Below are 23,173 nucleotides of genomic sequence, written 5' to 3'. Positions count from 1 at the left end.
CTGTCCCCAGTCCCCGGCGCACACCCCTCTGGCGCCGGTGGAGTGTCTGCGTGAGGAGGCGTCTGAACGTCGTGTCGAGTGCTGCCGGTTCCTCCGCGTCGTCGAGCTTCGTGCATCTGCACGTGCACACCGAATACTCCATGCTCGACGGCGCCGCCCGCCTCGACGACCTCTTCACAGAGGCCGCCAAACAGGGCATGCCGGCGCTGGCCACCACCGACCACGGCAACGTGTTCGGCGCCTACGACTTCTACAACAAGGCGAAGAAGCACGGCATCAAGCCGATCATCGGCACCGAGGCGTACCTCACGCCGCGCACCAGCCGGTTCGACAAGACCCGGGTCCGGTGGGGCGACGGCGGCGGCGACGACGTCTCTGGCAGCGGCGCCTACACGCACATGACGATGTTCGCCGAGAACACCGGCGGCATGCACAACCTGTTCCGGCTGTCGTCGCTGTCCTCCCTCGAGGGCTTCTACTTCAAGCCGCGCATGGACCGCGAGCTGCTGCAGCAGTACTCCAGCGGCATCATCGCGACCACTGGCTGCCCCGGCGGCGAGGTGCAGACGTTCCTGCGCCTGGGCAAGTACGACGAGGCCCTCAAAGCCGCGGCCGAGTTCCGCGACATCTTCGGCAAGGACAACTTCTTCCTCGAGCTGATGGACCACGGGCTCGAGGTCGAGAAGCGCAGCCGTGAAGACCTCCTGCGGCTCGGCAAGGACCTCGGTCTGCCGCTGCTGGCCACCAACGACCTGCACTACACCCACCCGGCCGACCACGAGGCGCACGCCGTCCTGCTGTGCGTGCAGTCCGGTTCCACGCTGGCCGACCCCAAGCGGTTCAAGTTCGAGGCCGAGGACTTCTACCTCAAGTCCGCGGCCGAGATGCGCCAGACCTGGGCCGACCTGCCCGAGGCCTGCGACAACACCCTGCTCATCGCCGAGCGCTGCGACGTCAAGTTCGTCGAAGAGGCCGGCAAGTACATGCCGCGCTACCCGGTGCCGGCGGGCGAGGACGAGGTCTCCTGGTTCGTCAAAGAGGTCGAGGCCGGCCTGCACCGGCGCTTCCCCGGCGGCATCAGCGACGAGGTCCGGGCCCGGGCCAACTACGAGACCGAGGTCGTCACCACCAAGGGCTACGCCGGCTACTACCTCGTCGTCGCCGACTTCATCAACTGGGCCAAGGACAACGGCATCCGGGTCGGCCCGGGCCGTGGCTCCGGCGCGGGGTCCATCGCGGCGTACGCCATGGGCATCACCGACCTCGACCCCCTCCCGCACGGCCTGATCTTCGAGCGGTTCCTCAACCCCGAGCGCAAGTCGATGCCCGACTTCGACATCGACTTCGACGAGCGCCGGCGCGGTGAGGTCATCCGCTACGTCACTGAGAAGTACGGCACCGACCACGTCGCGCAGATCGTCACCTACGGCACCATCAAGGCCAAGCAGGCCGTCAAGGACGCCTCCCGGGTGCTGGGCAACCCGTTCGCGGTCGGCGAGCGCATCACCAAGGCCATGCCGCCGGCCGTCATGGGCAAGGACGTCCCGCTCTCCGGCATCTTCGACCCCGAGCACAAGCGCTACGCCGAGGCGGGCGAGTTCCGGTCGCTGTACGAGTCCGACGTCGAGGTGCGCCGGGTCGTCGACACCGCGAAGGGCCTCGAGAACCTCAAGCGCCAGTGGGGCGTGCACGCGGCCGGCGTCATCATGTCGTCGGCGCCGCTGCTCGACACCATCCCGGTGATGAAGCGCGAGCAGGACGGCGCCATCATCACCCAGTTCGACTACCCGACCTGTGAAGAGCTCGGGCTGGTCAAGATGGACTTCCTGGGCCTGCGCAACCTCACCATCCTCGACGACGCGCTGAAGAACATCGTCCGCAACGGCAAGGACGCCATCGTCCTCGAGGACCTGCCGCTCGACGACCGCGGCACCTACGAGCTGCTCGGCCGCGGCGACACACTGGCGGTGTTCCAGCTCGACGGCGGGCCGCTGCGGTCGCTGCTGCGGCAGATGAAGCCCGACAACTTCGAGGACATCTCCGCGACCATCGCCCTGTACCGCCCGGGCCCCATGGGCGCGAACAGCCACATCAACTACGCGCTGCGCAAGAACGGCCAGCAGCCCATCACGCCGATCCACCCCGAGCTGGCCGAAGCGCTCGAACCCATCCTCGGCACCACCTACGGCCTGATCATCTACCAAGAGCAGGTCATGGCCATCGCCCAGCAGCTCGGCGGATACTCGCTCGGCAAGGCCGACCTGCTCCGGCGGGCCATGGGCAAGAAGAAGCGCGAGGTCCTCGACGCCGAGTACGTGCCGTTCTCCGACGGCATGAAGGCGGGCGGGTTCGGCGACGCCGCCATCAAGACGCTCTGGGACATCCTGGTCCCGTTCTCCGACTACGCGTTCAACAAGGCGCACAGCGCGGCCTACGGCGTCATCGCGTACTGGACCGCCTATCTGAAGGCGCACTACCCGGCCGAGTACATGGCCGCCGTGCTCACGTCGGTCCGCGACGACAAGGACAAGACCGCGCTGTACCTGTCCGAGTGCCGCCGCATGGGCATCAAAGTGCTGCCGCCCGACGTCAACGAGTCCGCCGGCGACTTCACCCCGGTCGGCACCGACATCCGCTTCGGCCTCACCGCCATCCGCAACGTCGGCGCCAACGTCGTCGACGGCATCGTCGCGGCCCGGCAGGAGAAGGGCCGGTTCGAGACCTTCCCGGACTTCATGGACAAGGTCCCGGTGCACGTCTGCAACAAGCGGGTGGTCGAGTCGCTGGTCCGCGGCGGCGCGTTCGACTCGCTCGGCTACGCCCGCCGCGCGCTGGCCGCCATCGTCGACGACGCCGTCGACACCGTCATCTCGCTCAAGCGCAACGAGGCGGTCGGCCAGTTCGACCTCTTCGGCGGCGCGGGCGACGACGCCGCCGGCGGCTTCGAGGTGCAGGTGCCCGAGCTCACCGAGTGGGACAAGAAGCAGAAGCTGGCGTTCGAGCGCGAGATGCTCGGCCTCTACGTCTCCGACCACCCGCTGCTGGGCCTCGAGCACATCATCGCCAACGCCTCCGACCGGCCCATCTCCACGCTCACCGACGAGGAAGAGGTGCCCAACGGCACCACGCTCAGCGTCGGCGGGCTCATCACGTCGCTGCAGCGCAAGGTCAGCAAGCGCGGCGACACCTGGGCCATCGTCACCATCGAGGACCTCGAAGGTTCCATCGAGGCGATGTTCTTCCCGGCCACCTACCAGCTGTACGCGCTGCAGCTGGCCGAGGACGAGATCGTCGTCGTCAAGGGCCGGTTGGACCGCCGCGAAGAGGCGCCGCAGCTGATCGCGGCCGAGCTGAGCATGCCCGACCTCTCCGACGGCCCGTCCGGCCCGGTCGTGGTCACCATGCCGATGACCCGCTGCACCCCGCCGGTGGTCGAGCGGCTCAAGGACATCCTGAGCACGCACCCCGGCGTCACCCCGGTGCACCTGAAGCTCACCGGCACCGGCCGCACCACCGTCATGAAGCTCGACGACCGCCTGCGGGTCACCCCGTCGACGGCGCTCATGGGCGACCTCAAGCAGCTGCTGGGGCCGACGTGTCTGGCGTCGTAGTGACGCGGGCCGAACGGCTGGGCCACAGCGCGCCGAGCACCGTCCGCGTCGTGACCCAGATCGTCGCCGTCTCCGCCGTCGCCGGCGTCCTCATGGGCGTGCTCTGGTGGCTGCTCGCGCCCGACGCCACCGGCGTTGTGGTCAACGGCGGGCTGGGCTTCGACGCACGCGAGGGCCAGCACCTGTTCGGCCGCGACGCCGTGTTCACGCTGGTCGGCGCCGGGTTCGGGCTGGTGCTGTCGATCGTCTTCACGCTGTGGCACCGGCGCAACCCGGTCGCCGTTCTGGTGGCGATGGCCGCCATGGGCGTCGTCGGGTCCCTGATCGCCCAGGTCGTGGGCGAGTTCCTGGGGCCTGAGGGCGACGTGGCGGGGCTCGCCGACGGCGCCGAGCTGCAGATCCCGCTGCGCCTGGAGTCGGACGCGGCGCTGCTCGTGTGGTCCATGGTGGCCGTGGTCGTGGCCGCGGTGGTCGCGTTGTTCCGCGAAGACCGCACCCCCTGGACGCCGCCCGCACCCGGCGCGCCTGGCTCGACGCCCTAGCTGGTCCGCCCGATGGTGGCGGTCTTGGCCCCCGTGAGCCTGACCAGGTCGGCCGGGGTGATCTCGACATCGAGACCCCGGCGGCCGGCCGAGACGAACACCGTCGGGTAGCCGTAGGCCGACTCGTCGACGATGGTGGGCAGCCGGCGCCGCTGCCCGAACGGACTGATCCCCCCGACCACATAGCCGGTGGCCCGCTCCGCCTGCGACGTGGCGGCCATGACCGCACGCTTCCCCGAGGCGGCGCGAGCCAGCGACTTGAGATCCAGTGACCCCGACACCGGCACCACGGCGACGACGAGTTCGTCGTCGATCTCGGCCAGGAGGGTCTTGAAAACGCGCGTCGGCACGACGCCGAGGGCGCGGGCAGCCTCCAGGCCGAACGACGGCGCGGAGGAATCGTGGTGGTACGGGTGCACGGTGAACGGCACCCCCGCTCGCTCCAGCACCAGCGTTGCCGGTGTTCCTGTGCGCTGGCGTGTTGTTGTCCCCATTAGGGCAATCTAGACCCAACCCCCGTCATTCGTCATCGCACGCGCCGCGTTTCGATCTCAGCCGAAGACCTGCACCTCCGCCAGGGACAGCGCTGTGTTTCCGGCGAGTTGCACGCGGACGTACCGCCCGGTGCGCCCGACGTCGACCGGTGTCGGTGTGCCGCCCTGGCCGGCGGTGTGGTAGGACCACACACCGGGCTGGGCCAGAGTTTCGCTCAGCGAACCGGACGTGAAAGGTGTGTCGGACACGAGCACGTAGAAGTTCGTCAGCCGGTCGGCGCAGCAGTCGGTCCGGTTCCAGACGGCGATCTCGCCGATGTCCTCGACGGCGCCGAGGTCGACCTGCCACCACTGCTGCGGCTGGAACTGGGTGTGCGTGACCGAGCCGTTGCCCCAGTTGCCGCTGGTGTTGCCGTCCACCGCCCGGGCCGGCACGCCGCCGGCCTCTGTCGTCGACTGGGTGGCGGGCTTGGCGCGGGCGAGGTTCGGCCGCAGCACCTGTACGCCCAGGCGGACCGGGATGCTCCAGTCGTCCGACGTGACGTGCGCGGTGAGCTGGTAGGAGCCGTCCGGGGTGCCCTCGGGGACGGTGAGCGCCAGCTCCGCCGTCCGCGTGGTGCCGCGGGTGACCGGCGCCATCCGCAGGGTGGACGGCGTGACGGTCCAGCCGTCCGGCGCGTCGAGCGTGATCCGCGTCGACGGGATCGCCCGCTGCTCGGCCGGCGCCAGCGTCACCGTCACCGGGATGGTCGTGCCGGGGCGCTGCGTCCCCTCCGGCACCGTCGCGCCTACCCTGGCCTGCGGCACGATGCGGTACGACTCGCCGGCCTCGGTGACCAGCGTGATCCGGTCGCCGTCGGCCGTCGTGGGCACGACCCGGCCGTCGCCGTCGTAGACCCGGACCGGCCCGGCGAAGGCGGCGTTGCGCAGCACGGTCTCGCCGCCGCGGTCGGCTGTCAGCCGGATCTCGGTGGGCAGCCCGGCCGCCCAGTCGACGCCGACGGTGTACGCGCCGCGTGCACGTAGCCCGTCGAGGCTGCCGGTGGACCACGCCGACGGCAGCGCCGGGAGCACGTCGATGGTGCCGGTGTGGCTCTGCAGCAGCATCTCCGCGACGCCGGCGGTGCCGCCGAAGTTGCCGTCGATCTGGAACGGCGGGTGGGTGTCCCACAGGTTCGGCAGCGTCGAGCTGGACAGCAGCTCGCGCAGCATCAGGTGCGCGTGGTCGCCGTCGAGCAGCCGGGCCCAGAAGTTCACCTTCCACGCCTTGCTCCAGCCGGTGCCGCCGTCGCCGCGGGCCTCCAGCGACACCCGGGCCGCTTCGGTCAGCTCCGGCTCGGTGAGCGGGGCGATCTGCGCGCCCGGGTGCAGCGCGTAGAGCTGCGAGACGTGCCGGTGGTCGTTGTTGGGGTCGTCGATGTCGACCTTCCACTCCTGCAGCTGGCCCCACTCGCCGACCCGCAGGCCCGGGTCGAGCCTGGTCAGCGTGTCCTGCAGCTCGGCCCGGTAGTCTGCGTCGACGCCGAGTTCCTCGGACGCGGCGACGGTGTTCGTCAGCAGGTCCCAGACGACCTGTTGCGACATCGAGGCGCCCGCGGTGTACGGGCCGTGCTCGGGGGAGTAGCTCGGCGAGACCACCAGCGTGCCGTCGCGCGGGTCCTCGACCAGGAAGTCCAGCCAGAACTCGGTCGCCTCGCGCATGATCGGGTACGCCGTGTCGGCCAGGAACTGCTCGTCCTGCGTGAACAGCCAGTGCTCCCACAGGTGCCGTGAGAGCCAGCCGTTGGCCTCCGGGAACCAGAACGACGTCGGCCAGTCGTGCACGCCGGTGTAGCCGAACGGCGTCGTCTCGTTCTGCACCACCCAGCCGTCGGCGTTCCACATCTGCTCCGCGCTGACCCGGCCCGGCGGGCGCAGCGAGTCGATGTAGTCGAACAGCGGCGCCGTCGTCTCGGACAGGTTGGTGACCTCGGCCGGCCAGTAGTTCATCTGCAGGTTGATGTTGACGTGGTAGTCCGCGCCCCACGGGTTGTTGACGCCTTCGGCCCAGACGCCCTGCAGGTTCGCCGGCAGCGACCCCGCCCGCGACGATCCGATGAGCAGGTAGCGGCCGTACTGCGCGTAGAGGACCTCGAGGTAGCGCGCGTGCTCCGGCGGCAGCGTGCCGGCGGCGTAGGCCGTGCGCAGGTCGTCGGTCGGTGTCGACGGGGGCCACTGGCCGAGGTCGAGCGTGAACCGGTCGAACAGCTCGGTGTAGTCGGCGACGTGGGTGCCGCGCAGGTCGCCGTACGGCTTCGCCGCGGCGGCGTCGACGGTCTGGGTGACGCGCTGGTGCGGGTCGTCGCCGCGGTAGGTGGGGTAGACGTCGCTGTAGTTCGTGCCCGCGCCCAGCACGATGGTGACGGCGTCGGCGTCGGTCACCTGGACGGTGTTCGACGTGCCGCCGACGCTGCCGCCGTCCGGGATGACCTGCAGTTGCGACTCGAACCGCATCTGGTTGTCGTTGAGGTTGCCCGCGACGGTGAGCCTTCCGCCGTCGCGCGTGACCTGCGTGTTGGTGCGGCCGCTGGGGATCGTCTGCGAGACGCCGACGTCGATGGCGCCCGGCTGGTCCGCCGTCAGCCGGGTGACCAGGACGCCGTCGGGGTAGCTGGCGAAGTACTCGCGCGTGTACGTGATGCCGCCCCGCTGGTAGCTGACCGAGGCGGTGCCATCGCCGAGGTCGAGGTCGCGCCGGTAGCCGCTGACGCCGTCGCCCGCACCGGCGCCGAAGTCCAGGCGCAGCTCGCCGAACGTCGTGTACGAGCCGAAGTCGTCGCGGCCCTGGCCGAGCAGCCCGGTGATGACCTCGGGCGTCACCTCGGCCTGCTCGTCGATGAGGTCGCGGGCGTCCTGCAGGGCGGTGGGGCGCGGCGTGGTCCAGTTGCCGCCGGTGTACTGCCGGCCGGGCGCCGGGCCGCCGATCCAGAGCGTCTTCTCGTTGAACTGGATCCGCTCGGTGCCGACCTGCCCGAACACGACGCCGCCGAGCGCGCCGTTGCCGATCGGCAGGCCGTGGCTCTCCCAGGACGTCGCCGGCTCGTTGTACCAGAGCACGAGGTCGTCCGCCGCCGCCTGGGGATCCGCCGCCGGTACGGCCGCGTCGGCCGCGGCCGCCGGGTCGGCCGTCGAGGTCGTCGTCGTGAGGGACGCCACCGTGATCACCGCCGTCGCCGTCGCTCCGAGTGCCAGGCCTGCTCGTCTCCGTCGGCTCATGCCGGGCCTCCACGCGCACCGTTGGGGGAGATACGTCGGATGTGTTGGAGGATAGAGGCGGTGATCGTTCGGAATCAAGGGCATGAAGCGGGCAAATCGATCCGATCTCTCGGCGTCGATTAGGGTGGTCCGACCACACTCAACGACGCACGCGGAGGATGCCCGCCATGCCGTTGTTCGACAAGCCCCTCTCTGAGTTGCGCGACTACCGCCCGGAGCGCGACGAGCAGCCCGACTTCGACGAGTTCTGGTCCGGGACCCTGGCCGAGGCCGCGGGGTTCCCGCTCGACGCCCGGTTCATGCCGTACGACGCCGCGCTGCGGCTGGTGGACGTGTTCGACGTGCGGTATTCCGGCTGGGGCGGGCACCGCATCGCCGGCTGGCTGATCGTCCCGGCCGGAGCCACCGAGCCGCTGCCGACCGTCGTCCACTACATCGGCTACGGCGGCGGCCGCGGGTTCCCGCACGACTGGCTGACCACCGCTGTGGCCGGGTTCGCGACGTTCGTGATGGACACCCGCGGTCAGGGCTCCGGCGGCTCGCCGGGTGACACGCCGGACCCGACGGGCGGCCAGAACGCGCAGACGCCGGGGTTCATGACTCGCGGCGTGCTCGACCCGGCCGACTACTACTACCGGCGCGTGTTCACCGACGCCGTCCGCGCCCTGGACGCCGCGGTCGAGCACCCGCTCGTCGACGCGTCGCGGCTGGTGATCGCCGGGGGTAGCCAGGGTGGCGGCATCGCGACCGCGGTGGCCGGGCTGCGGCCCGGCCTGGTGGGCGCGATGATCGACGTGCCGTTCCTGACCGGCTTCCGCCGGGCGACGGAGATCGTCGAGACGCTCCCGTACTACGAGATCGCGCGGTACCTGTCGATCCACCGCGACCACGAGGAGCAGGTGTTCCGGACGCTGTCCTACTTCGACGGCATGAACTTCGCCGCCCGCGCCACCACGCCGGCCCTGTACAGCGTCGCCCTGATGGACACCACCTGCCCGCCGTCGACAGTGTTCGGGTCGTACAACCACTACGCCGGCCCGAAGGACATCAAGGTGTGGCCGTACAACAAGCACGAGGGCGGCCAGACCTTCCAGACACGGGAGCAGCTGACCTGGCTCCGCGACGTCGTCAAGGGCGACTGAGCCGTACGTGACGGGTCGGCTCGGCGTTCTGGCCGGGCCGGCCGTGGCCTTCGGCGGCGGTGGTGAGTAGACTGTGGACACCGGCCCATCGAGGTGGGAACCGGTAGTGAGCCTGGGAAGGTCCCGCTGGTCGGGGTCCCGGGCTCGCGGCATGTCAGGGGTCGATCACGAGCTCGGTGAGTTTGTGCTCCACGACCTTCCGGAAGCGGCCATCGCCGGAGTAGCTGGCCAGGACGGCCCCCGCCACGATGTCGGCGACGGCGAGTGCCGGTTCGGCCGGGCCCGGACGGTGGTCCAGTCGCAGCGTCGCCGGCACCAGGCCTTGCGCACGCAGGCCGTCGAGGAACTGCCGGTCGCGCTGGTTCTGCTTGGCCTCGCGCGCTTCAGCGGTGACCCGGCTGACGCCGAGGTCATGCAGCTCGGGCAGCAGTCGGCCCAGGCAGTGGCGACGACGCCGCTCAGGGCGTTCGGCCGGTCGCGTGGACAGCACTACTGCGACGTGCTCGATGGCGTCGAGGTCGGCGACCAGCTGAACGAGCTGCAGCCTGCGCTCGGTCGTCTCGGCATCGTGCCAGTGCAGTTTGCTGCGGTTGCGTGGCGTCAGCGCCGTCACGGCGTCGCGAACGGTGTCGAGCCGATCGGACGGGATGATGGACGCGGCGAGACTGTACGAGTGGCCCGCCCGGACCGCCTCGCACTCGTCGACCATCGCGGACAGCTCCACGCCGGCTCGCGCTCCCTTCCATGGACCGTCACCGCTCAAGTCTGCCGTCCGGCTCTGACAGTCCACCCGCTATGCTGGACTCGTCTACACAATGCGGTTGTGCAGAGCGCAACAGAAGGTGAGCCGGTGGAGCGGAACAACTCGTCGTCGCTGCGACGGGGGATCGCGCTGCTCGACGCGGTGGCGGAGGCCACGGCGGCGGGCGGGGCGACGCTGACCGAGCTGGCCGCGGCGATCGGGGTGCACAAGAGCTCCGCCCTGCGGCTGCTCGCCCCGCTCGCCGAGGCGGGGCTGGTCCGGGTCGAGGGCGGCCGGCACCTGCTCGGCCCGCGCACGGCGCAGCTCGGCCGCGACTATCTGGACTCCGTCGACCTGCGGGCGCTGGCTCAGCCGGCGCTGCGCCGCCTGGTCGACGAGTCGGGGGAGTCGGTGCATCTGGTGCTGCCCGACCTGCCCGACATGGTCTACATCGACAAGATCGACGGGCCGGGGCGGGTGCGGATGAACTCCTACGTCGGCTCTCGCCAGCCGGCCCACTCGACCGGCGTCGGCCGGGCCTACCTGGCCTTCGCGCCGGCCGAGACGGTCGAGGCCGTCGTCGCGAACGGTCTGACGCCGCGGACGGAGCGGACGGTGACCGACCCCGCCGCGTTCCGGGCCGGCCTGGCGACCATCCGCGGCCAGGGCTACGCCGTCGACGACATCGAGAACGAGCCGGACATCCGTTGCGTCGCCGGGCCGGTGTTCGACCACGACGGCGCCGTGGTCGCCGCCGTCTCCGTCGCCGGGCTGGCCACGCGCATCACCCCCGACCGGTTCGAGCGGCTCGGCGAGCTCGTCGTCGCCGCGGGACGGACGATCTCCGCCCAGCTCGGCGCCCCACCGCCCCAGAGAGGAACCACATGACCGACCGCATCCCCCCGAGTCCGCAACTGCGCGAGACCGGGGTCATGGCGATCCTGCGGGCCCGCTCCGCCGACCGGTTCGGCGAGATCAGCCGCACCCTCGTCGACGCCGGGATCACCTGCCTGGAGATCACGCTGACGTCGCCGGGCGCTGTCGACGCCATTCGGACCATTCGCAAGATGCTGCCCGACACCGTCGACGTCGGCGCGGGCACGGTCGTCGACGCGGAGCAGGCGCGGGCCGTCGTCGAGGCGGGTGCGGGGTTCGTCGTGTCGCCGTCGGTCGAGCCCGACGTCGTCGCCGTCGCGCGCGAGGCCGGCATCCCGGCGTACCCGGGCGCGTTCACGCCGACGGAGGTCCTGACGGCGTGGCGGGCCGGTGCCACGGTGGTCAAGCTGTTCCCCGGCTCGGCGGTCGGGCCGTCCTACATCACGGCGCTGCGCGGGCCGTTCCCGGACATCGCGATCATGCCCACCGGCGGCGTCAGCCTGGACAACATCGGCGAGTGGATCCGTGCCGGCGCGTCCGGCGTCGGGCTCGGCGGACCGCTGCTGGGCGACGCCGCCGACGGTGGCGACCTCGGCGCGCTGGCGGACCGGGCGGCGCGGGCGCTGGCGGCCGTGCGCGACGCGCGGGCCGGCGCATGAGCGCGGCGGGCGGGCGCGCGGGTGGCCTCGTCACGATCGGCGAGGCGATGGCGCTGGTCGCGGCCACCGAGACCGGCGGCTGGGCGCACCACCGCACGGCGCAGCTGTCCGTCGCCGGCGCGGAGCTCAACGTGGCGGTCGGCGTGCGGCGGCTCGGCCGGCCGGCGACGTGGATCAGCCGGGTCGGCGCCGACGGGTTCGGCGAGCTGATGCTGCGTGAGCTGCGCGCCGAGGGGATCACCGCCTTCGCCTCCGTCGACGACACCCGGCCCACCGGGCTGATGGTGAAGGAACGGCCGAACAGCCTGCACACTCGTGTTCGCTACTACCGGGCCGGCAGCGCGGCGTCGGCACTGACGGCGTTCGACCTGCCGCTGGAGCCGATCCAGCAGGCCGGCGTGCTGCACGTCACCGGCATCACCCCGGCGCTCGGCCCCGGCCCGGCGTCGGCCGTGCAGCTGGCCGTCGACACCGCGCGGGCCGCCGGCGTCACCGTCTCGCTGGACGTCAACTACCGATCGGCGCTGTGGAGCCGCGACGACGCGGGCGCCGCCCTCGCGCCGCTGGCCCGGCAGGCCGACGTGCTGTTCGCCGGCCCGGAGGAGGCGTCGCTGATCGTGCCCGAGCGCGACCCGGAGGACATGGCGTACGCGCTGGCCGAGCTCGGCCCGGCGCACGTGGTGATCAAGCTGGGTGCCGACGGCGCGGTGTCACTGGTCGACGGCGAGCTGCGGCGCACGCCGGCCGTCCCGGTCCAGGTGGTCGACACCGTCGGCGCCGGCGACGCGTTCGTGGCCGGCTACCTCACCGAGCTGATGGAGGGCGCCCCGGTCGACCGGCGGCTGGCGACGGCGGTCGCGGCGGGCGCGTTCGCCTGCACCGCCCTCGGCGACTGGGAGGGCCTGCCCACCCGCGCCGACCTCCCGGCGTTGCAGGCCACCGAGGCGGTGCACCGCTGACCGAGCTGGTCGCCGTCCCGGCCGGCTGGGTGGCGCTGTCGGACCGGCGCACGAAGCGGCGCTGGACGGTGGACGTCGCGGCGTTCTCGCTCGGCGCCGTGCCGGTCACGCAGGGGCTGTACGCGGAGGTCACGGGCGCGCGGCCGAGCGCGTCCGACGGCGACTCCCTGCCGGTCGAGTGCGTGTCGTGGTGGGACGCGGTCCGGTTCTGCAATGCGCTGGCACTGCGCGACGGGCTCACGCCTGCCTACGACGTCGACGAGGCGGGCGAGCGGGCCGGGTGGGACGCCGCCGCCGACGGGTACCGGCTGCCCACGGAGGCCGAGTGGGAGTACGCCTGCCGGGCCGGGACGACAGGCCCGCGGTACGGCCCGCTGGACGAGATCGCCTGGCACCGCGGCAACTCCGGCGAGCGGCCGCACGCGGTCGGCACCCGGGCGCCGAACGAGTGGGGGTTGTACGACCTGATCGGCAACGTGTGGGACTGGTGCTGGGACCTCTACGACGCCGAGGTGTACGGCACCTACCGGGTGCTGCGCGGCGGCGGCTGGTTCGACGAGCACTGGAGCTGCCGCGCCTCGGTCCGCCGCCGCAGCCACCCCACCTTCCGGGTCGACGACGTCGGCTTCCGGCTGGCGCGGTCCGGCGTGGCCGCAGGCGGGTAGACGATCGCGATCACCGCTGTGAGGAGGTCGCCACGCTCAGCTGCTCCCACCCCGCGCGCGGAACTCCGCCCGTAGTCCATTGCCGCCGACGCTCGCGTCGTCGAGTACGAACGGTGCCTCGGCGGAGTGCTGCCGGACGACGCCGCGCAGGCCGGTCTCGATGAGCTCTTGCAGCGTCGTCCCCTCACGGCGGGCGAGCTCCCGGGCCTCGCGGAGAAGCTCGTCCGGCAGATTCACCGTGGTCTTCATGCGGTCGATTATCCAGTCGAGCCAGCAGCCCTACGCAGCCTGGCTCTACAGCAGGGCGTCGTCCAGCTCGCTGAGCTGTGCGAAGGTCGCCGCGAGCTGGTCGCGCTCGGGGCCGGTCAGCTCGATGGCGCGGGCGTCGGCGATGGCGGCGCGGGCCGCTGCGGGGTCGTCCACCCGGACCCGCAGCTCGGCCAGGAAGGCCAGCGCCTCGAACCGCTCGACTGCGTCGGCTTCGCCCGCGGCCCGGCCGAGCGCCCCGCCCAGGATCTTCGCCGCCTGCGCGGGGTCGCCGTGGGAGTCGGCCAGCACGACGGCGTTCGCGTGCGCCTGCGCGAGCCGGCTCCCGTCACCGGCAGAAGTCACGGGCCCGACGGCCGCGCCGTCGCTGCCGTCGCGCATCACCCGGATCCAGTTGCCGCTCGGGTCGATGAGGCTGAACCCGCTGAGGTTGCCGGCGTTCTTGCGCCGCCGCGGCCGGGTGATGCGGGGGAAGCCGCTGAGCGGGAGCTTGCCGTAGCTGGCCCGCAGCCCCGCGGCGAAGGCCTCGAACAGCGGCTCGGTGTCCTCGACCAGCACCAGGCACGTGCTGTAGGACTCCTCCGGCACGACGCCGTCCATGCCGAAGTACTGCAGGTCGAGGTCGCCGCGGCGCAGCGCCACGCACGGGTTCGGGCGCTGCTGGTAGTAGGCGACCTCGAAGCCGAGGGGCAGGTAGAAGTCGCGGATCTCGTCGATGGAGGAGCAGGGCAGCAGCGGGACCGTCCGGGTCGGCATGCACTCATTGCACCACGTCCTGCAGGGCGCGATCGGCTGGCCGGCCGGCCGATTCGCGCAGGCCGATGCGGTCGTGCAGCCGGCGCAGCGGGCCGGGCGCCCACCAGTTCGCCCGCCCGGCGAGCCGCATCAGCGCGGGCACGAGGACGCCGCGGATCAGCGTCGCGTCGACGAGGACCGCCAGCGCCATGCCGATGCCGAGTTGCTGCAGGAACACCACCTCGCCGGTCGCGTACACCGCGAACGACACGGCCAGGATCAGCGCCGCGGCGGTGACCAGCGGTGCCGACCGGGCGATGCCGCGCGGCACCGACCCGTACACGTCGCCGGTGCGGTCGTAGTCCTCCTTGATGCGGGCCAGCAGGAACACCTCGTAGTCCATCGACAACCCGTACGCGACGCAGAACATCAGGATCGGGATGCTCGGCTCGATGGTGCCGGTCGGGGTGAAGCCGAGCAGGTCGGCCAGGCCGCCGTCCTGGAAGCCCCACACCAGCACGCCGAACATCACCGACAGGCTGAGCAGGTTGAGCACCGATGCCTTCAGTGGCGCGACCACCGACCCGGTCATGAGGAACAGCACGACGAACGACACGCCGAGGATCAGCACGCCGACCAGCGGTAATCGGTCGACGACGCCGTCGCGGTAGTCGGCCAGCTCGGCCGGGTAGCCGCCGACCAGCACGTCCGTCGGCGCGGGCAGCCCGCGCACGTCGGCGACCAGCCCGGTCGGGTTGTCGGCCAGCCGCTCGCCGGTCGGCACGACGGCGAACCAGGCGCCGGTGCCGTCGGCGTAGCGGCCGGGGTCGGGCTCGGCGGCGTCGGCGAGCCGGGCGCCGCCCGCGAACGCCCCGGCCGCGGAGTCGACCCGCTCGACGCCGTCCAGCTCGGACAGCGCCGCCGCGTACGGCGCGACCTGCGCGTCGTCGAGCACCGGCGCGACCACCTGGACGGCGTCCGCGTCCTCCGTCGCGAAGTCGGACCGGATGGTGTCGTACAGCGCGCGGACCGGCTGGCTGGCGGGGAGAATGCGGTCGTCGGGGGAGCCGAAGTCGATGCCGAGGGCGGGCGCGCCGAGCCCGAGCAGGACGACGAGCGCCGCGCCGCCGCTGACCACCGGACGGCGCATCACCGCGGTCGAGAGCCGGAACCAGAAGCCGGTCTCGTGCCCCGCCTCGACGGGCCTACGACGCGCGGCCCGGTGGCCGAGCAGCGTCAGCGCCGCCGGCAGAATCACCGTCGCACCGAACACCGCCGCCAGTACGACGGCGATGCCCGCGTAGGCGAACGACGACAGGAACGGGAACGGGAACACGAACAGCACGGCCAGCGACGCCGCCACCGTCGCGCCGCTGAACAGCACCGTCCGCCCCGCCCCGGCGACCGCCGCCCGGACTGCCTCGGGGACGGCGAGGCCGCGGGCCAGCTCTTCGCGGAACCGGTAGGTGACGAACAGCCCGTAGTCGACGCCCAGCCCGATGCCCATGACCAACGCGATGTTCGACGCGAACGTGGACACCTCGGTGAACAGCGTGACGATGCGCAGCACCGCCAGCGTCGCGACGACGGCGAACAAGCCCACGCCGAGCGTCACCAACGCCGGGCCGAGCCGCCGGTAGACCAGCCATAGCAGCACGCCGACCAGCGGGATGATGACGATCTCTGCGCGCACGAAGTCGGCCCGGGCCTGCTCGGCCACCACCCGGAACACCTCGTCGCCGCCGCCGACCGCGACCTCGATCGGGCCGTCCGCACCGGCGAACCGCTCGGTCAGGCCGGGCAGGACGTCGCCGCGGACGTGGTCGGCGTCGCCCGGGACCCAGGCCAGCACGAGCGCATGCCGGCCGTCGTCGCTGCGCAGCGTCGCGGCGCCCTCGCTCCAGTAGGACCACGCGTCGCCGACGGCGGGCTCGGCGGCCAATCGCTCGGTCAGCGCGGCGCCCGCGGCCGCGACGGAAGCGTCGTCCACCGAGCCGTCGCCGGTCGCCGTCACCAGGAGCGCGACGTTGGAGGTGCTGGTGCCGAACTGCTCGGCCAGGGCGGCGCGGGCCTGCAGCGACTCCGAACCGTGCGCCTCGTACCGGTTGAGCGCGAGCGCCTCGATGACGCTCGCGGCCAGCACCCCGGCCAGCAGGAACAGCAGGACGGACCCGGCGAGGACGCGGCGTGGCGCGCGGGTGACGTAACGGCCGAGCATGATCGGGCGGCTCCCCTCGTGGTAGCTTGAATGAAAAGGCGAGTCGAAGCTCGTGTTCGAACAATACGAGCAATCGCTCGTATTTGTCGAATCGATCCCAGGGTGGTGGTGTGACGAAACGGCAGGCGCGCGGGGAGGCGCGGATCGAGCAGATCCTCACGGCGGCTGCGGAGGCGTTCGCCGAGTCCGGCTACGAGGCGACCAGCACCAACACCATCGCCGCCAAGGCCGGCATCTCGCCCGGGTCGCTCTACCAGTTCTTCGCCAACAAACAGAACATCGCGTACGCGCTGGCCAAGCGCTACGCCGCGCAGCTGGACGAGTTGCGGACGGCGGCGTTCGACGGCGCCGACCTCGCCACACTGCCGCTGGACCAGGTGATCAGCGCCATCACCGGCCCGCTGGTCGAGTTCAACCTGGCCAACCGCGGGTTCAAGGCGCTGTTCGCCCGGCCGGACCTGCCGCCGTCGCTCACCGCCGCGGTCGCGCCGCTGCACGCCGCGCTGCTCGGGCGGGTGTCGGCGCTGCTGTCGGCGCGCGCGCCGGAGTTGGGGGCCGACGACGTGGCGCGGGCCGCGACGGTGTCGATCCAGCTGGTCCGGGCCATGATGCCGCTGATCGTCGCCGCCGAGGGCGCCGAGCGCGCCGTCCTGGAGGGCGAGCTGCGCGCCGTCCTGCACGGGTATCTCGAGCCGGTGGTCGGATGAGCCGCCGGCGCTGGATCGTCCTGGCCGCCACGGCAGCCGTCGTCGCCCTGGCCGCGCCGACGATCTGGGCGTACTCCGCGAGCGCCGGGCGCATTCTGTCCAACCCCGCCGAAGCGCCGTCGGAGGACGTGACGATGGTGATGGGCGCCGGCGTCCGGGCCGACGGCGTGCCGTCGCGGCTGCTGGCCGGGCGGCTGGACGTCGCGGCCGCGCTCTATCACTTGGGCCGGACGCGGACCCTGCTGGTCAGCGGCGGGACGGCGCCGGGCGGGTACGACGAGCCGGCGGCGATGCGGCGGTACCTCGAGTCGGCCGGGGTGCCGGCGGAGGCGATCGTCGAGGACCCGCTCGGCGTCGACACCTGGGCGTCGTGCGTCCGGGCCCGCGACGAGTTCGGGCTGTCGCGGCTGTTGGTGGTGAGCCAGCGGTTCCACCTGCCGCGCACCGTCGCGCTGTGCCGGTCGCTCGGCCTCGACGCGGTCGGCGTCGCGCACGACTCGAAGGACTCCAACCCGCCCGGGACGCGGCAGGGGTACGTGCGCGAGGTGGCGGCGTCGGTGCCGGCGATGGTGCGGGCCATCTTCGGCTAGGGCGCGTCTGCCGCCTGGGTGAGCTGCTTCGCGAACCAGTGGTGGACGTGCGGGGTGTCGCCGTACGGCTCGACGCCGGCGTAGCCGGCCGACCGATACAGCTGGACCGCCTCGGTGAGGACGGCGTGCGTGCCGAGCTTGAGGGTCGTCAGCCCGAGCGTCGTCGCGTGCGCCTCCAGTTCGCCGAGCAGGCGGCGGCCGAGGCCCTGCCCGCGGGCGTCGGGGTGCACCCACATGTGCCTGAGCTCGCCCGTCGCGGGAGCGATGGTGCGGACGGCGCCGCAGGCCAGCCCCGTCCCGCGGTCCGCGGTGGCGACGAGCAGGACGCCGCCGGGCGGGACCAGCTCGCGGGCGGCGACCAGGTCGCCGTCGTCGAAGCCCTCGGGGAAGCGCACCCGCAGCTCGTCCGCGAACGCCGACAGGCACCGCCGGGCCAGGTCCGACTCGGGGTCGGTCGCTCGGATCTCCATGCGCGATATTGTCTGACTTCGGTCAGGGATTAGCTAGAGGGTTCGAGGACGCGCCGGGTGACCGACTTCGCCATCGCGGCGACCAGTCGCCGCGGCCGCCGCGGGTTGAGGTGTGCGCCGAGCGCGTTGCCCAGGCCCGGGACGACGTAGGCGCGGTCGCGGTCGAGGCCGCGCAGGCCGGCGCGGACCACCGCCTCCGCCGTCATCATCCGGCCGCCGATCGCCGCCCGCTCGCCGGTGGCGTCGAAGAACGCCGTCCGGGTCGGGCCGGGGCAGAGGGCGAGCACGCGGACGCCGCGGCCGCGGTACTCCGCGCGCAGCGCGAGGCTGAAGTTGAGCACGAACGTCTTGCCCGCGGCGTACGTCGCGAAGTACGGCGACGGCTGGAAGCCCGCGGTCGAGCCGACGTTGACGACGGCGCCGCTGCCACGCGCGAGCATGCCCGGGATGACGCCGCGGCACAGGTCGACGAGCGCGACGACGTTGAGCATGAGCTGGTCGTGGTCGCGGCCGGCGGCGATCTGCTCGAACCGGCCGGCCGTGCCGAAGCCGGCGGCGTTCACGAGGAGGTCGACGGTTCCGTGGTGTTCGGCCGCGAGGGCGGCGGCCGCGCCGGGCTCGGCGAGGTCGCGGGCGACGACGGTGGCGGCGATGCCGTGGTCGTGGCGGAGGCCTTCGGCCTGTGCCTCGAGGCGGTCCTTCGAGCGGGCGACGAGGACGACGTCGTGGCCGCGGGCGGCGAGCTGACGGGCGAACTCGGCGCCGATGCCGGAGGACGCTCCGGTGATGAGTGCGGTGGGCATGGTTGCTCCTCTGATGTCGCTGCTCGGTAGTTAACTGCAACATAACTGTAGCAGTTAATGGCGGAGCTGTATCGTGGGGGACGTGAGTGCATCGCTGGAGCGGCCGCTGCGCGCCGACGCCGAACGCAGTGTCCGGACGATCCTCGAGGCCGCCGAGCGGGTGCTGGCCCGCGACCCCGGCGCGTCGCTGGAGCAGGTCGCCCAAGCCGCGGGCGTCGCGCGCACCACCGTCCACCGCCGGTTCGCCACTCGCCAGGCCCTGGTCGACGCGATGTCCGCCGCCGCCGTCGAGCAGTTGGCCGCCGCCATCGAGGCCGGCCGCCCCGAGACCGCGCCTCCGCTCGTCGCGCTGCACGAGATCACCGCGAACGTCCTGCGGGTCAAGGTGAGCTGGCCGTTCGCGCTGGCCAGCTCGATGCGGCCGGACTCGCCGGTGGCCGAGGCGCAGCGCCGCATCTCCCGCCGCTGCGTCGAGCTGCTCGGCAAGGCCCAGGCGGCGGGGGCGATCGACGCCGCGGTTGACCTGGACTGGGCGCGCCGCGTCTACTACGCGTTGATCGGCGAGACCCTCGCCGGCGACGACGCCTCCGACCCCGACGCTCTGGCCGCCCGCGTCGTGGACACGTTGTTGCGGGGGATAGGGCCGCGACCTGCGTAGACGCGGCCTGTGGATAACTTCACGGGCACTCCGGCCGAGCGAGGCAGACTGATCGCCTGTCCCGTGATCGGAGGTCCCTGTGGTGCTGCACGCGTTCGTCGACGAGTCGGTCGCCGGCAGGTACATCATCGCGGTCGTCCTGATTCCCGCGAGTGAGGTCGCCGCCGCTCGGCGGTTCATGCGCGGACTGCTGACCGGTGGGCAGAAGCGCATCCATTTCTCGCATGAGAGCGACCGCCGCCGCGCCAGGATCCTGACCGGCATCGAGAGCCTCGGCGCGGAGCATCGGGTGTACTCGACGAAGAATGCGAGGCCGGCGCGGTTGGCATGCCTCGAGCGGCTGGTCCCGGACCTCGCCGCGGCCGGCGTGCAGCGGCTGGTGATCGAGCGGGACGACTCGCTGGTCGAGGCGGACAGGCGGCTGCTCTACCAGGCGGGGCTCGACTACGCCCCCGAACTGGCCTACACGCATCTGCGGGCGAAGGAGGACCTGCTGCTGTGCGTGCCGGACGCGATCGCCTGGTGCTGGTCGCGCGGCGGGCAGTGGCGGGCGCGGGTGGCGGCCTACACGACGGAGATCGCGCTCTGAACAGCGCGAAGCCCCGCTCACCCACCGTCCGGTAGGCTGCAGGGCTCACTTCCGCAGGCTAGTGCCCTTGGCTGCCTTCAGCTTATCCGCACCGCGCACCGGCCCGCAACGGCAGCGGCACGCCGCAGCATCTTGCGATGCGGGCAATGCGTCCGAGGGGTGAACGCCACACCTAGACTTGGGTGAGTGATACGCCGCATCGACCTGCGGGGGAGGCTCGCCGCCGGCGAGAGCCTCGACTACCGCACGCTCGTCCCACGCGCCCCGATCGACGTCGAGGCGGCGCTCGAGGCCGTGCGGCCGATCTGCGACGACGTGCGGCAGCGGGGGCTGGCGGCGGTCAAGGAGCTGACGCTGCGGTTCGACGGGGTCGAGCTGGAGCAGGTGCGGGTCGCCCAGGGCGACATCGACGACGCGCTCGGCACCCTCGACCCCAGGGTCAGGGCAGCGCTCGAGGAGTCCATCCGCCGCGCCCGCCTCGTCCACGCCGACCAGCGCCGCACCGACACGACCACGACGGTGGTCGCCGGCGGGACGGTCACCGAGCGGTGGATCCCGGTCCGCCGTGTCGGCCTCTACGTGCCCGGCGGCTTGGCGGTCTACCCGAGCAGCGTCGTCATGAACGTCGTCCCGGCGCAGGCCGCGGGGGTGCAGAGCCTCGCCGTCGCGAGCCCGCCCCAAGCACGAGCCGGCGGCCTGCCGCACCCGACCATCCTGGCGGCCTGCGCGCTGCTCGGCGTCACCGAGGTGTACGCGGTCGGCGGCGCCCAGGCGCTCGCGATGCTCGCCTACGGCATCGACGGTGAAGTAGAGCCGGTCGACCTGGTGACGGGGCCCGGCAACGTCTACGTCGCGGCGGCGAAGCGGCTGCTGCGCGGGGTCGTGGGCATCGATGCCGAGGCGGGGCCGACGGAGATCGCCGTGCTGGCCGACGCGACGGCCGACCCCAGGCACGTCGCCGCCGACCTCGTCAGCCAGGCCGAACACGACCCGCTCGCGGCGTCGGTGCTGGTCACCGACAGCGAAGCGCTCGCCGACGCCGTCACCGCCGAGCTCGACCTGCGCGCCAAGAGCACGAAGCACGACGAACGGGTCCGGACGGCGCTGGCCGGCGAGCAGTCCGGCATCGTCCTCGTCGACGACCTCGCGCAGGGCCTGGCCGTCGTCGACGCCTACGCCGCGGAGCACCTGGAGATCCAGACCCGCGACGCGACACTGGTCGCACAACGCGTCCGCAACGCCGGCGCCGTCTTCGTCGGCCCCTGGTCACCGGTCAGCCTCGGCGACTACGCGGCCGGCTCCAACCACGTGCTCCCCACCGGCGGCAGCGCGCGGCACTCGTCCGGCCTGTCGGTGCAGACGTTCCTGCGCGGCGTCCACGTCGTCGAGTACGACGAGACCGCCCTGCGCGCCGTCGCCGACACCGTCCGGACCCTCGCCGACGCCGAGGACCTGCCCGCCCACGGCGAGGCGATCACGGCGCGGTTCGAGGACGAGACATGAGTGAGCTCCCGATCCGCGACGAGCTGCGCGGCGTCGAGCCGTACGGCGCGCCCCAGCTCGACGTGCCGGTCCGCCTGAACGTCAACGAGAACCCGTTCCCGCCGTCGGAGCGGCTGGTCGCCGACGCCGCCCGCGCGGTCGCCGACGCCGTCCGCAACCTCAACCGGTACCCCGACCGCGAGGCGACGACGCTGCGCGAGCGGCTGGCCGCCTACCTGCACAACGAGGCCGGCGTCGCGCTGGACACCGGCCAGGTGTGGGCGGCCAACGGCTCCAACGAGGTCATGCTGCAGATCCTGCAGGCCTTCGGCGGCCCGGGACGGACGGCGCTCAGCTTCGCGCCGACCTACTCGATGTACCCCGAGTACGCCCGCGACACCTCGACCCGCTGGGTGACGGCGCCGCGCGACGAGGCGACCTTCGGCATCGACCCCGACCTCGCCGCGAAGGCCGTGGCCGAGCACCAGCCGACGGTGACGTTCATCGCGTCGCCGAACAACCCGACCGGCACCGCCGTCCCGCTCGACCTGGTCAGCAGCCTGCACGAGGCCACCGACGGCGTCGTCGTGGTCGACGAGGCGTACGCGGAGTTCCGCCGCGACGGCGTCCCCAGCGCGCTCGGCCTGCTGGCCACCCACCCGCGGCTGATCGTCACCCGGACGATGAGCAAGGCGTTCGCGTTCGCCGGCGCCCGCCTCGGCTACGTCGCGGCCAGCCGGCAGATCATCGACGTCCTCCGCGTCGTCCGGCTGCCGTACCACCTGTCGTCGGTCACGCAGGCGGTCGCCGTCGTCGCGCTCGAGCACGCAGCCGAGCTGCAAGCAAGGGTCGCCCAGCTGCGCGACGAACGCGACGCGCTGGCCGCCTGGCTGCGCGACGCCGGCCTCACGACCGCCGAGTCCGACGCGAACTTCGTGCTGTTCGGCGTCTTCGAGGATCGGCACGCCGTCTGGCAAGCTCTGCTGGACCACGGGGTGCTGATCCGCGAGACCGGCCCGGACGGCTGGCTGCGGGTGTCGGTGGGCACCCCCGAGGAGACGACGGCGTTCAAGGTCGCCCTGGTCGACGTGCTGAAGGAGCAACAACGATGAGCCGCACCGCGAAGGTCGAGCGCGCGACCAGCGAGAGCAAGGTCAGCGTCGAACTGGACCTCGACGGCGAGGGCCGCCACGACATCGCCACGACGGTGCCGTTCTACGACCACATGCTGACGGCGCTGGCCCGGCACTCGCTCATCGACCTGACCGTAAGGTCCGAGGGCGACACCCACATCGACGTCCACCACACCGTCGAGGACACCGCGATCGTCATCGGCCAGGCGCTGCGCGAGGCGCTCGGCGACAAGGTCGGCATCGTCCGCTACGGCGAGGCCACCGTCCCGCTGGACGAGGCGCTGGCGCACGCCGTCGTCGACGTGTCGGGGCGCCCGTACTTCGTGCACTCCGGCGAGCCGGCCGGGCAGGAGTACGTGCTGATCGGCGGCCACTTCACCGGGTCGCTGACGGCGCACGTGCTGGAGAGCCTGGCGCACCACGGCGGCCTGACCATGCACGTGCGCGTGCTCGGCGGCCGCGACCCGCACCACATCGCCGAGGCCCAGTTCAAGGCCGTCGCGCGGGCGCTGCGCACCGCCGTCGCCATCGACCCGCGCGAGCGCGGCGTGCCGTCGACGAAGGGCGCGCTGTGAC

Annotated in this window: 22 protein-coding genes; 14 read left to right on the top strand and 8 right to left on the bottom strand. The window is 72.3% G+C overall.

Annotation, left to right across the window (positions count from 1 at the left end; genetic code table 11):
* The first annotated feature begins 50 nt into the window (after positions 1-50).
* The gene (gene dnaE / locus BLV05_RS24775) at positions 51-3,611 is read left to right on the top strand and encodes a DNA polymerase III subunit alpha (RefSeq protein ID WP_231948600.1); all 3,561 of its coding nucleotides are present in this window, start codon (positions 51-53) and stop codon (positions 3,609-3,611) included.
* Positions 3,596-4,153 (top strand): DUF2567 domain-containing protein, encoded by a 558-nt coding sequence (locus BLV05_RS24770; protein ID WP_157524302.1) that lies wholly within the window; start codon positions 3,596-3,598, stop codon positions 4,151-4,153. Before dnaE ends, BLV05_RS24770 begins: the two co-directional genes overlap by 16 nt.
* On the opposite strand, the gene ybaK is transcribed toward BLV05_RS24770, so the two are convergent.
* Both ybaK and BLV05_RS24760 read right to left on the bottom strand, forming a co-directional pair.
* On the bottom strand, positions 4,150-4,647 hold the full coding sequence (gene ybaK, locus BLV05_RS24765) for a Cys-tRNA(Pro) deacylase (protein WP_046767687.1): 498 nt from the start codon (positions 4,645-4,647) through the stop codon (positions 4,150-4,152). The two genes, BLV05_RS24770 and ybaK, sit on opposite strands and share 4 nt — an antisense overlap.
* Before the next feature lie 57 nt (positions 4,648-4,704).
* Positions 4,705-7,902: a glycosyl hydrolase family 95 catalytic domain-containing protein gene (locus tag BLV05_RS24760; protein ID WP_082155060.1), complete on the bottom strand. Its 3,198-nt coding sequence runs from the start codon at positions 7,900-7,902 to the stop codon at positions 4,705-4,707.
* Positions 7,903-8,069: 167 nt separating this feature from the next.
* Here BLV05_RS24760 and BLV05_RS24755 point away from each other — a divergent pair, with 167 nt between their 5' ends.
* Positions 8,070-9,044, top strand: a complete 975-nt coding sequence (locus BLV05_RS24755; RefSeq protein ID WP_046767688.1) for an acetylxylan esterase — start codon at positions 8,070-8,072, stop codon at positions 9,042-9,044.
* Between the two features lie 154 nt (positions 9,045-9,198).
* On the opposite strand, the gene BLV05_RS37140 is transcribed toward BLV05_RS24755, so the two are convergent.
* The gene (locus BLV05_RS37140; RefSeq protein ID WP_052762270.1) at positions 9,199-9,768 is read right to left on the bottom strand and encodes a hypothetical protein; all 570 of its coding nucleotides are present in this window, start codon (positions 9,766-9,768) and stop codon (positions 9,199-9,201) included.
* 126 nt (positions 9,769-9,894) lie between these two features.
* On the opposite strand from BLV05_RS37140, the gene BLV05_RS37135 reads away from it, so the two are divergent.
* From BLV05_RS37135 to BLV05_RS24735, 4 genes are read left to right on the top strand one after another with little or no spacing between them, the layout of a single operon-like run.
* Complete coding sequence (locus BLV05_RS37135) at positions 9,895-10,674, top strand: IclR family transcriptional regulator (RefSeq protein WP_052762271.1); 780 nt, start codon at positions 9,895-9,897, stop codon at positions 10,672-10,674.
* Positions 10,671-11,321, top strand: a complete 651-nt coding sequence (locus BLV05_RS24745) for a bifunctional 4-hydroxy-2-oxoglutarate aldolase/2-dehydro-3-deoxy-phosphogluconate aldolase (protein WP_046767690.1) — start codon at positions 10,671-10,673, stop codon at positions 11,319-11,321. The genes BLV05_RS37135 and BLV05_RS24745 overlap by 4 nt, the downstream gene beginning before the upstream one ends.
* On the top strand, positions 11,318-12,280 hold the full coding sequence (locus BLV05_RS24740; RefSeq protein ID WP_046767691.1) for a sugar kinase: 963 nt from the start codon (positions 11,318-11,320) through the stop codon (positions 12,278-12,280). The genes BLV05_RS24745 and BLV05_RS24740 overlap by 4 nt, the downstream gene beginning before the upstream one ends.
* A gap of 5 nt (positions 12,281-12,285) precedes the next feature.
* A complete protein-coding gene (locus BLV05_RS24735) occupies positions 12,286-12,945 on the top strand; it encodes a formylglycine-generating enzyme family protein (RefSeq protein WP_046767760.1) in 660 nt (219 codons plus the stop codon).
* 36 nt (positions 12,946-12,981) lie between these two features.
* Here the strand turns inward: BLV05_RS24735 and BLV05_RS24730 are convergent, their stop codons facing one another.
* Genes BLV05_RS24730 through BLV05_RS24720 form a run of 3 tightly spaced genes read right to left on the bottom strand, consistent with a single transcriptional unit; the run spans position 12,982 to position 16,165 of the window.
* Entirely contained in the window at positions 12,982-13,194 is a 213-nt protein-coding gene (locus tag BLV05_RS24730) for a type II toxin-antitoxin system VapB family antitoxin (protein WP_197683303.1), read from the bottom strand.
* A 45-nt stretch (positions 13,195-13,239) separates the two neighbouring features.
* Positions 13,240-13,968, bottom strand: coding sequence for a VOC family protein (locus tag BLV05_RS24725; RefSeq protein WP_046767693.1), 729 nt, complete (start codon positions 13,966-13,968; stop codon positions 13,240-13,242).
* 4 nt (positions 13,969-13,972) lie between these two features.
* Positions 13,973-16,165 (bottom strand): MMPL family transporter, encoded by a 2,193-nt coding sequence (locus tag BLV05_RS24720; RefSeq protein WP_052762272.1) that lies wholly within the window; start codon positions 16,163-16,165, stop codon positions 13,973-13,975.
* 110 nt (positions 16,166-16,275) lie between these two features.
* Between BLV05_RS24720 and BLV05_RS24715 the strand changes: the two genes are divergently transcribed.
* Together BLV05_RS24715 and BLV05_RS24710 are read left to right on the top strand one after the other, a co-directional pair.
* Entirely contained in the window at positions 16,276-16,872 is a 597-nt protein-coding gene (locus BLV05_RS24715; RefSeq protein ID WP_197683302.1) for a TetR/AcrR family transcriptional regulator, read from the top strand.
* Positions 16,869-17,462, top strand: a complete 594-nt coding sequence (locus BLV05_RS24710) for a SanA/YdcF family protein (RefSeq protein WP_052762273.1) — start codon at positions 16,869-16,871, stop codon at positions 17,460-17,462. Before BLV05_RS24715 ends, BLV05_RS24710 begins: the two co-directional genes overlap by 4 nt.
* On the opposite strand, the gene BLV05_RS24705 is transcribed toward BLV05_RS24710, so the two are convergent.
* Entirely contained in the window at positions 17,459-17,932 is a 474-nt protein-coding gene (locus BLV05_RS24705) for a GNAT family N-acetyltransferase (RefSeq protein WP_052762274.1), read from the bottom strand. The genes BLV05_RS24710 and BLV05_RS24705 overlap by 4 nt on opposite strands.
* Positions 17,933-17,961: 29 nt before the next feature.
* Positions 17,962-18,735, bottom strand: a complete 774-nt coding sequence (locus BLV05_RS24700) for an SDR family NAD(P)-dependent oxidoreductase (protein WP_046767696.1) — start codon at positions 18,733-18,735, stop codon at positions 17,962-17,964.
* 82 nt (positions 18,736-18,817) lie between these two features.
* Between BLV05_RS24700 and BLV05_RS24695 the strand changes: the two genes are divergently transcribed.
* The 5 genes from BLV05_RS24695 (at position 18,818) to hisB (ending at position 23,172) form a co-directional block, all read left to right on the top strand.
* Complete coding sequence (locus tag BLV05_RS24695; RefSeq protein WP_197683301.1) at positions 18,818-19,393, top strand: TetR/AcrR family transcriptional regulator; 576 nt, start codon at positions 18,818-18,820, stop codon at positions 19,391-19,393.
* Positions 19,394-19,472: 79 nt separating this feature from the next.
* Entirely contained in the window at positions 19,473-19,982 is a 510-nt protein-coding gene (locus tag BLV05_RS24690; RefSeq protein ID WP_052762275.1) for a hypothetical protein, read from the top strand.
* Positions 19,983-20,168: 186 nt separating this feature from the next.
* Positions 20,169-21,485 (top strand): histidinol dehydrogenase, encoded by a 1,317-nt coding sequence (hisD, locus tag BLV05_RS24685; RefSeq protein WP_046767698.1) that lies wholly within the window; start codon positions 20,169-20,171, stop codon positions 21,483-21,485.
* Positions 21,482-22,576, top strand: coding sequence for a histidinol-phosphate transaminase (locus BLV05_RS24680; RefSeq protein WP_046767699.1), 1,095 nt, complete (start codon positions 21,482-21,484; stop codon positions 22,574-22,576). Before hisD ends, BLV05_RS24680 begins: the two co-directional genes overlap by 4 nt.
* Positions 22,573-23,172 (top strand): imidazoleglycerol-phosphate dehydratase HisB, encoded by a 600-nt coding sequence (hisB, locus tag BLV05_RS24675; RefSeq protein WP_046767700.1) that lies wholly within the window; start codon positions 22,573-22,575, stop codon positions 23,170-23,172. The genes BLV05_RS24680 and hisB overlap by 4 nt, the downstream gene beginning before the upstream one ends.
* Position 23,173: the final 1 nt, after the last annotated feature.

Origin of the sequence: Jiangella alkaliphila (assembly GCF_900105925.1) — a bacterium.
GTDB classification, from domain to species: Bacteria; Actinomycetota; Actinomycetes; order Jiangellales; family Jiangellaceae; genus Jiangella; species Jiangella alkaliphila.
The sequence above is the reverse complement of the archived record's forward strand: the minus strand, read 5'-3'. Positions and strand labels throughout refer to the sequence as shown.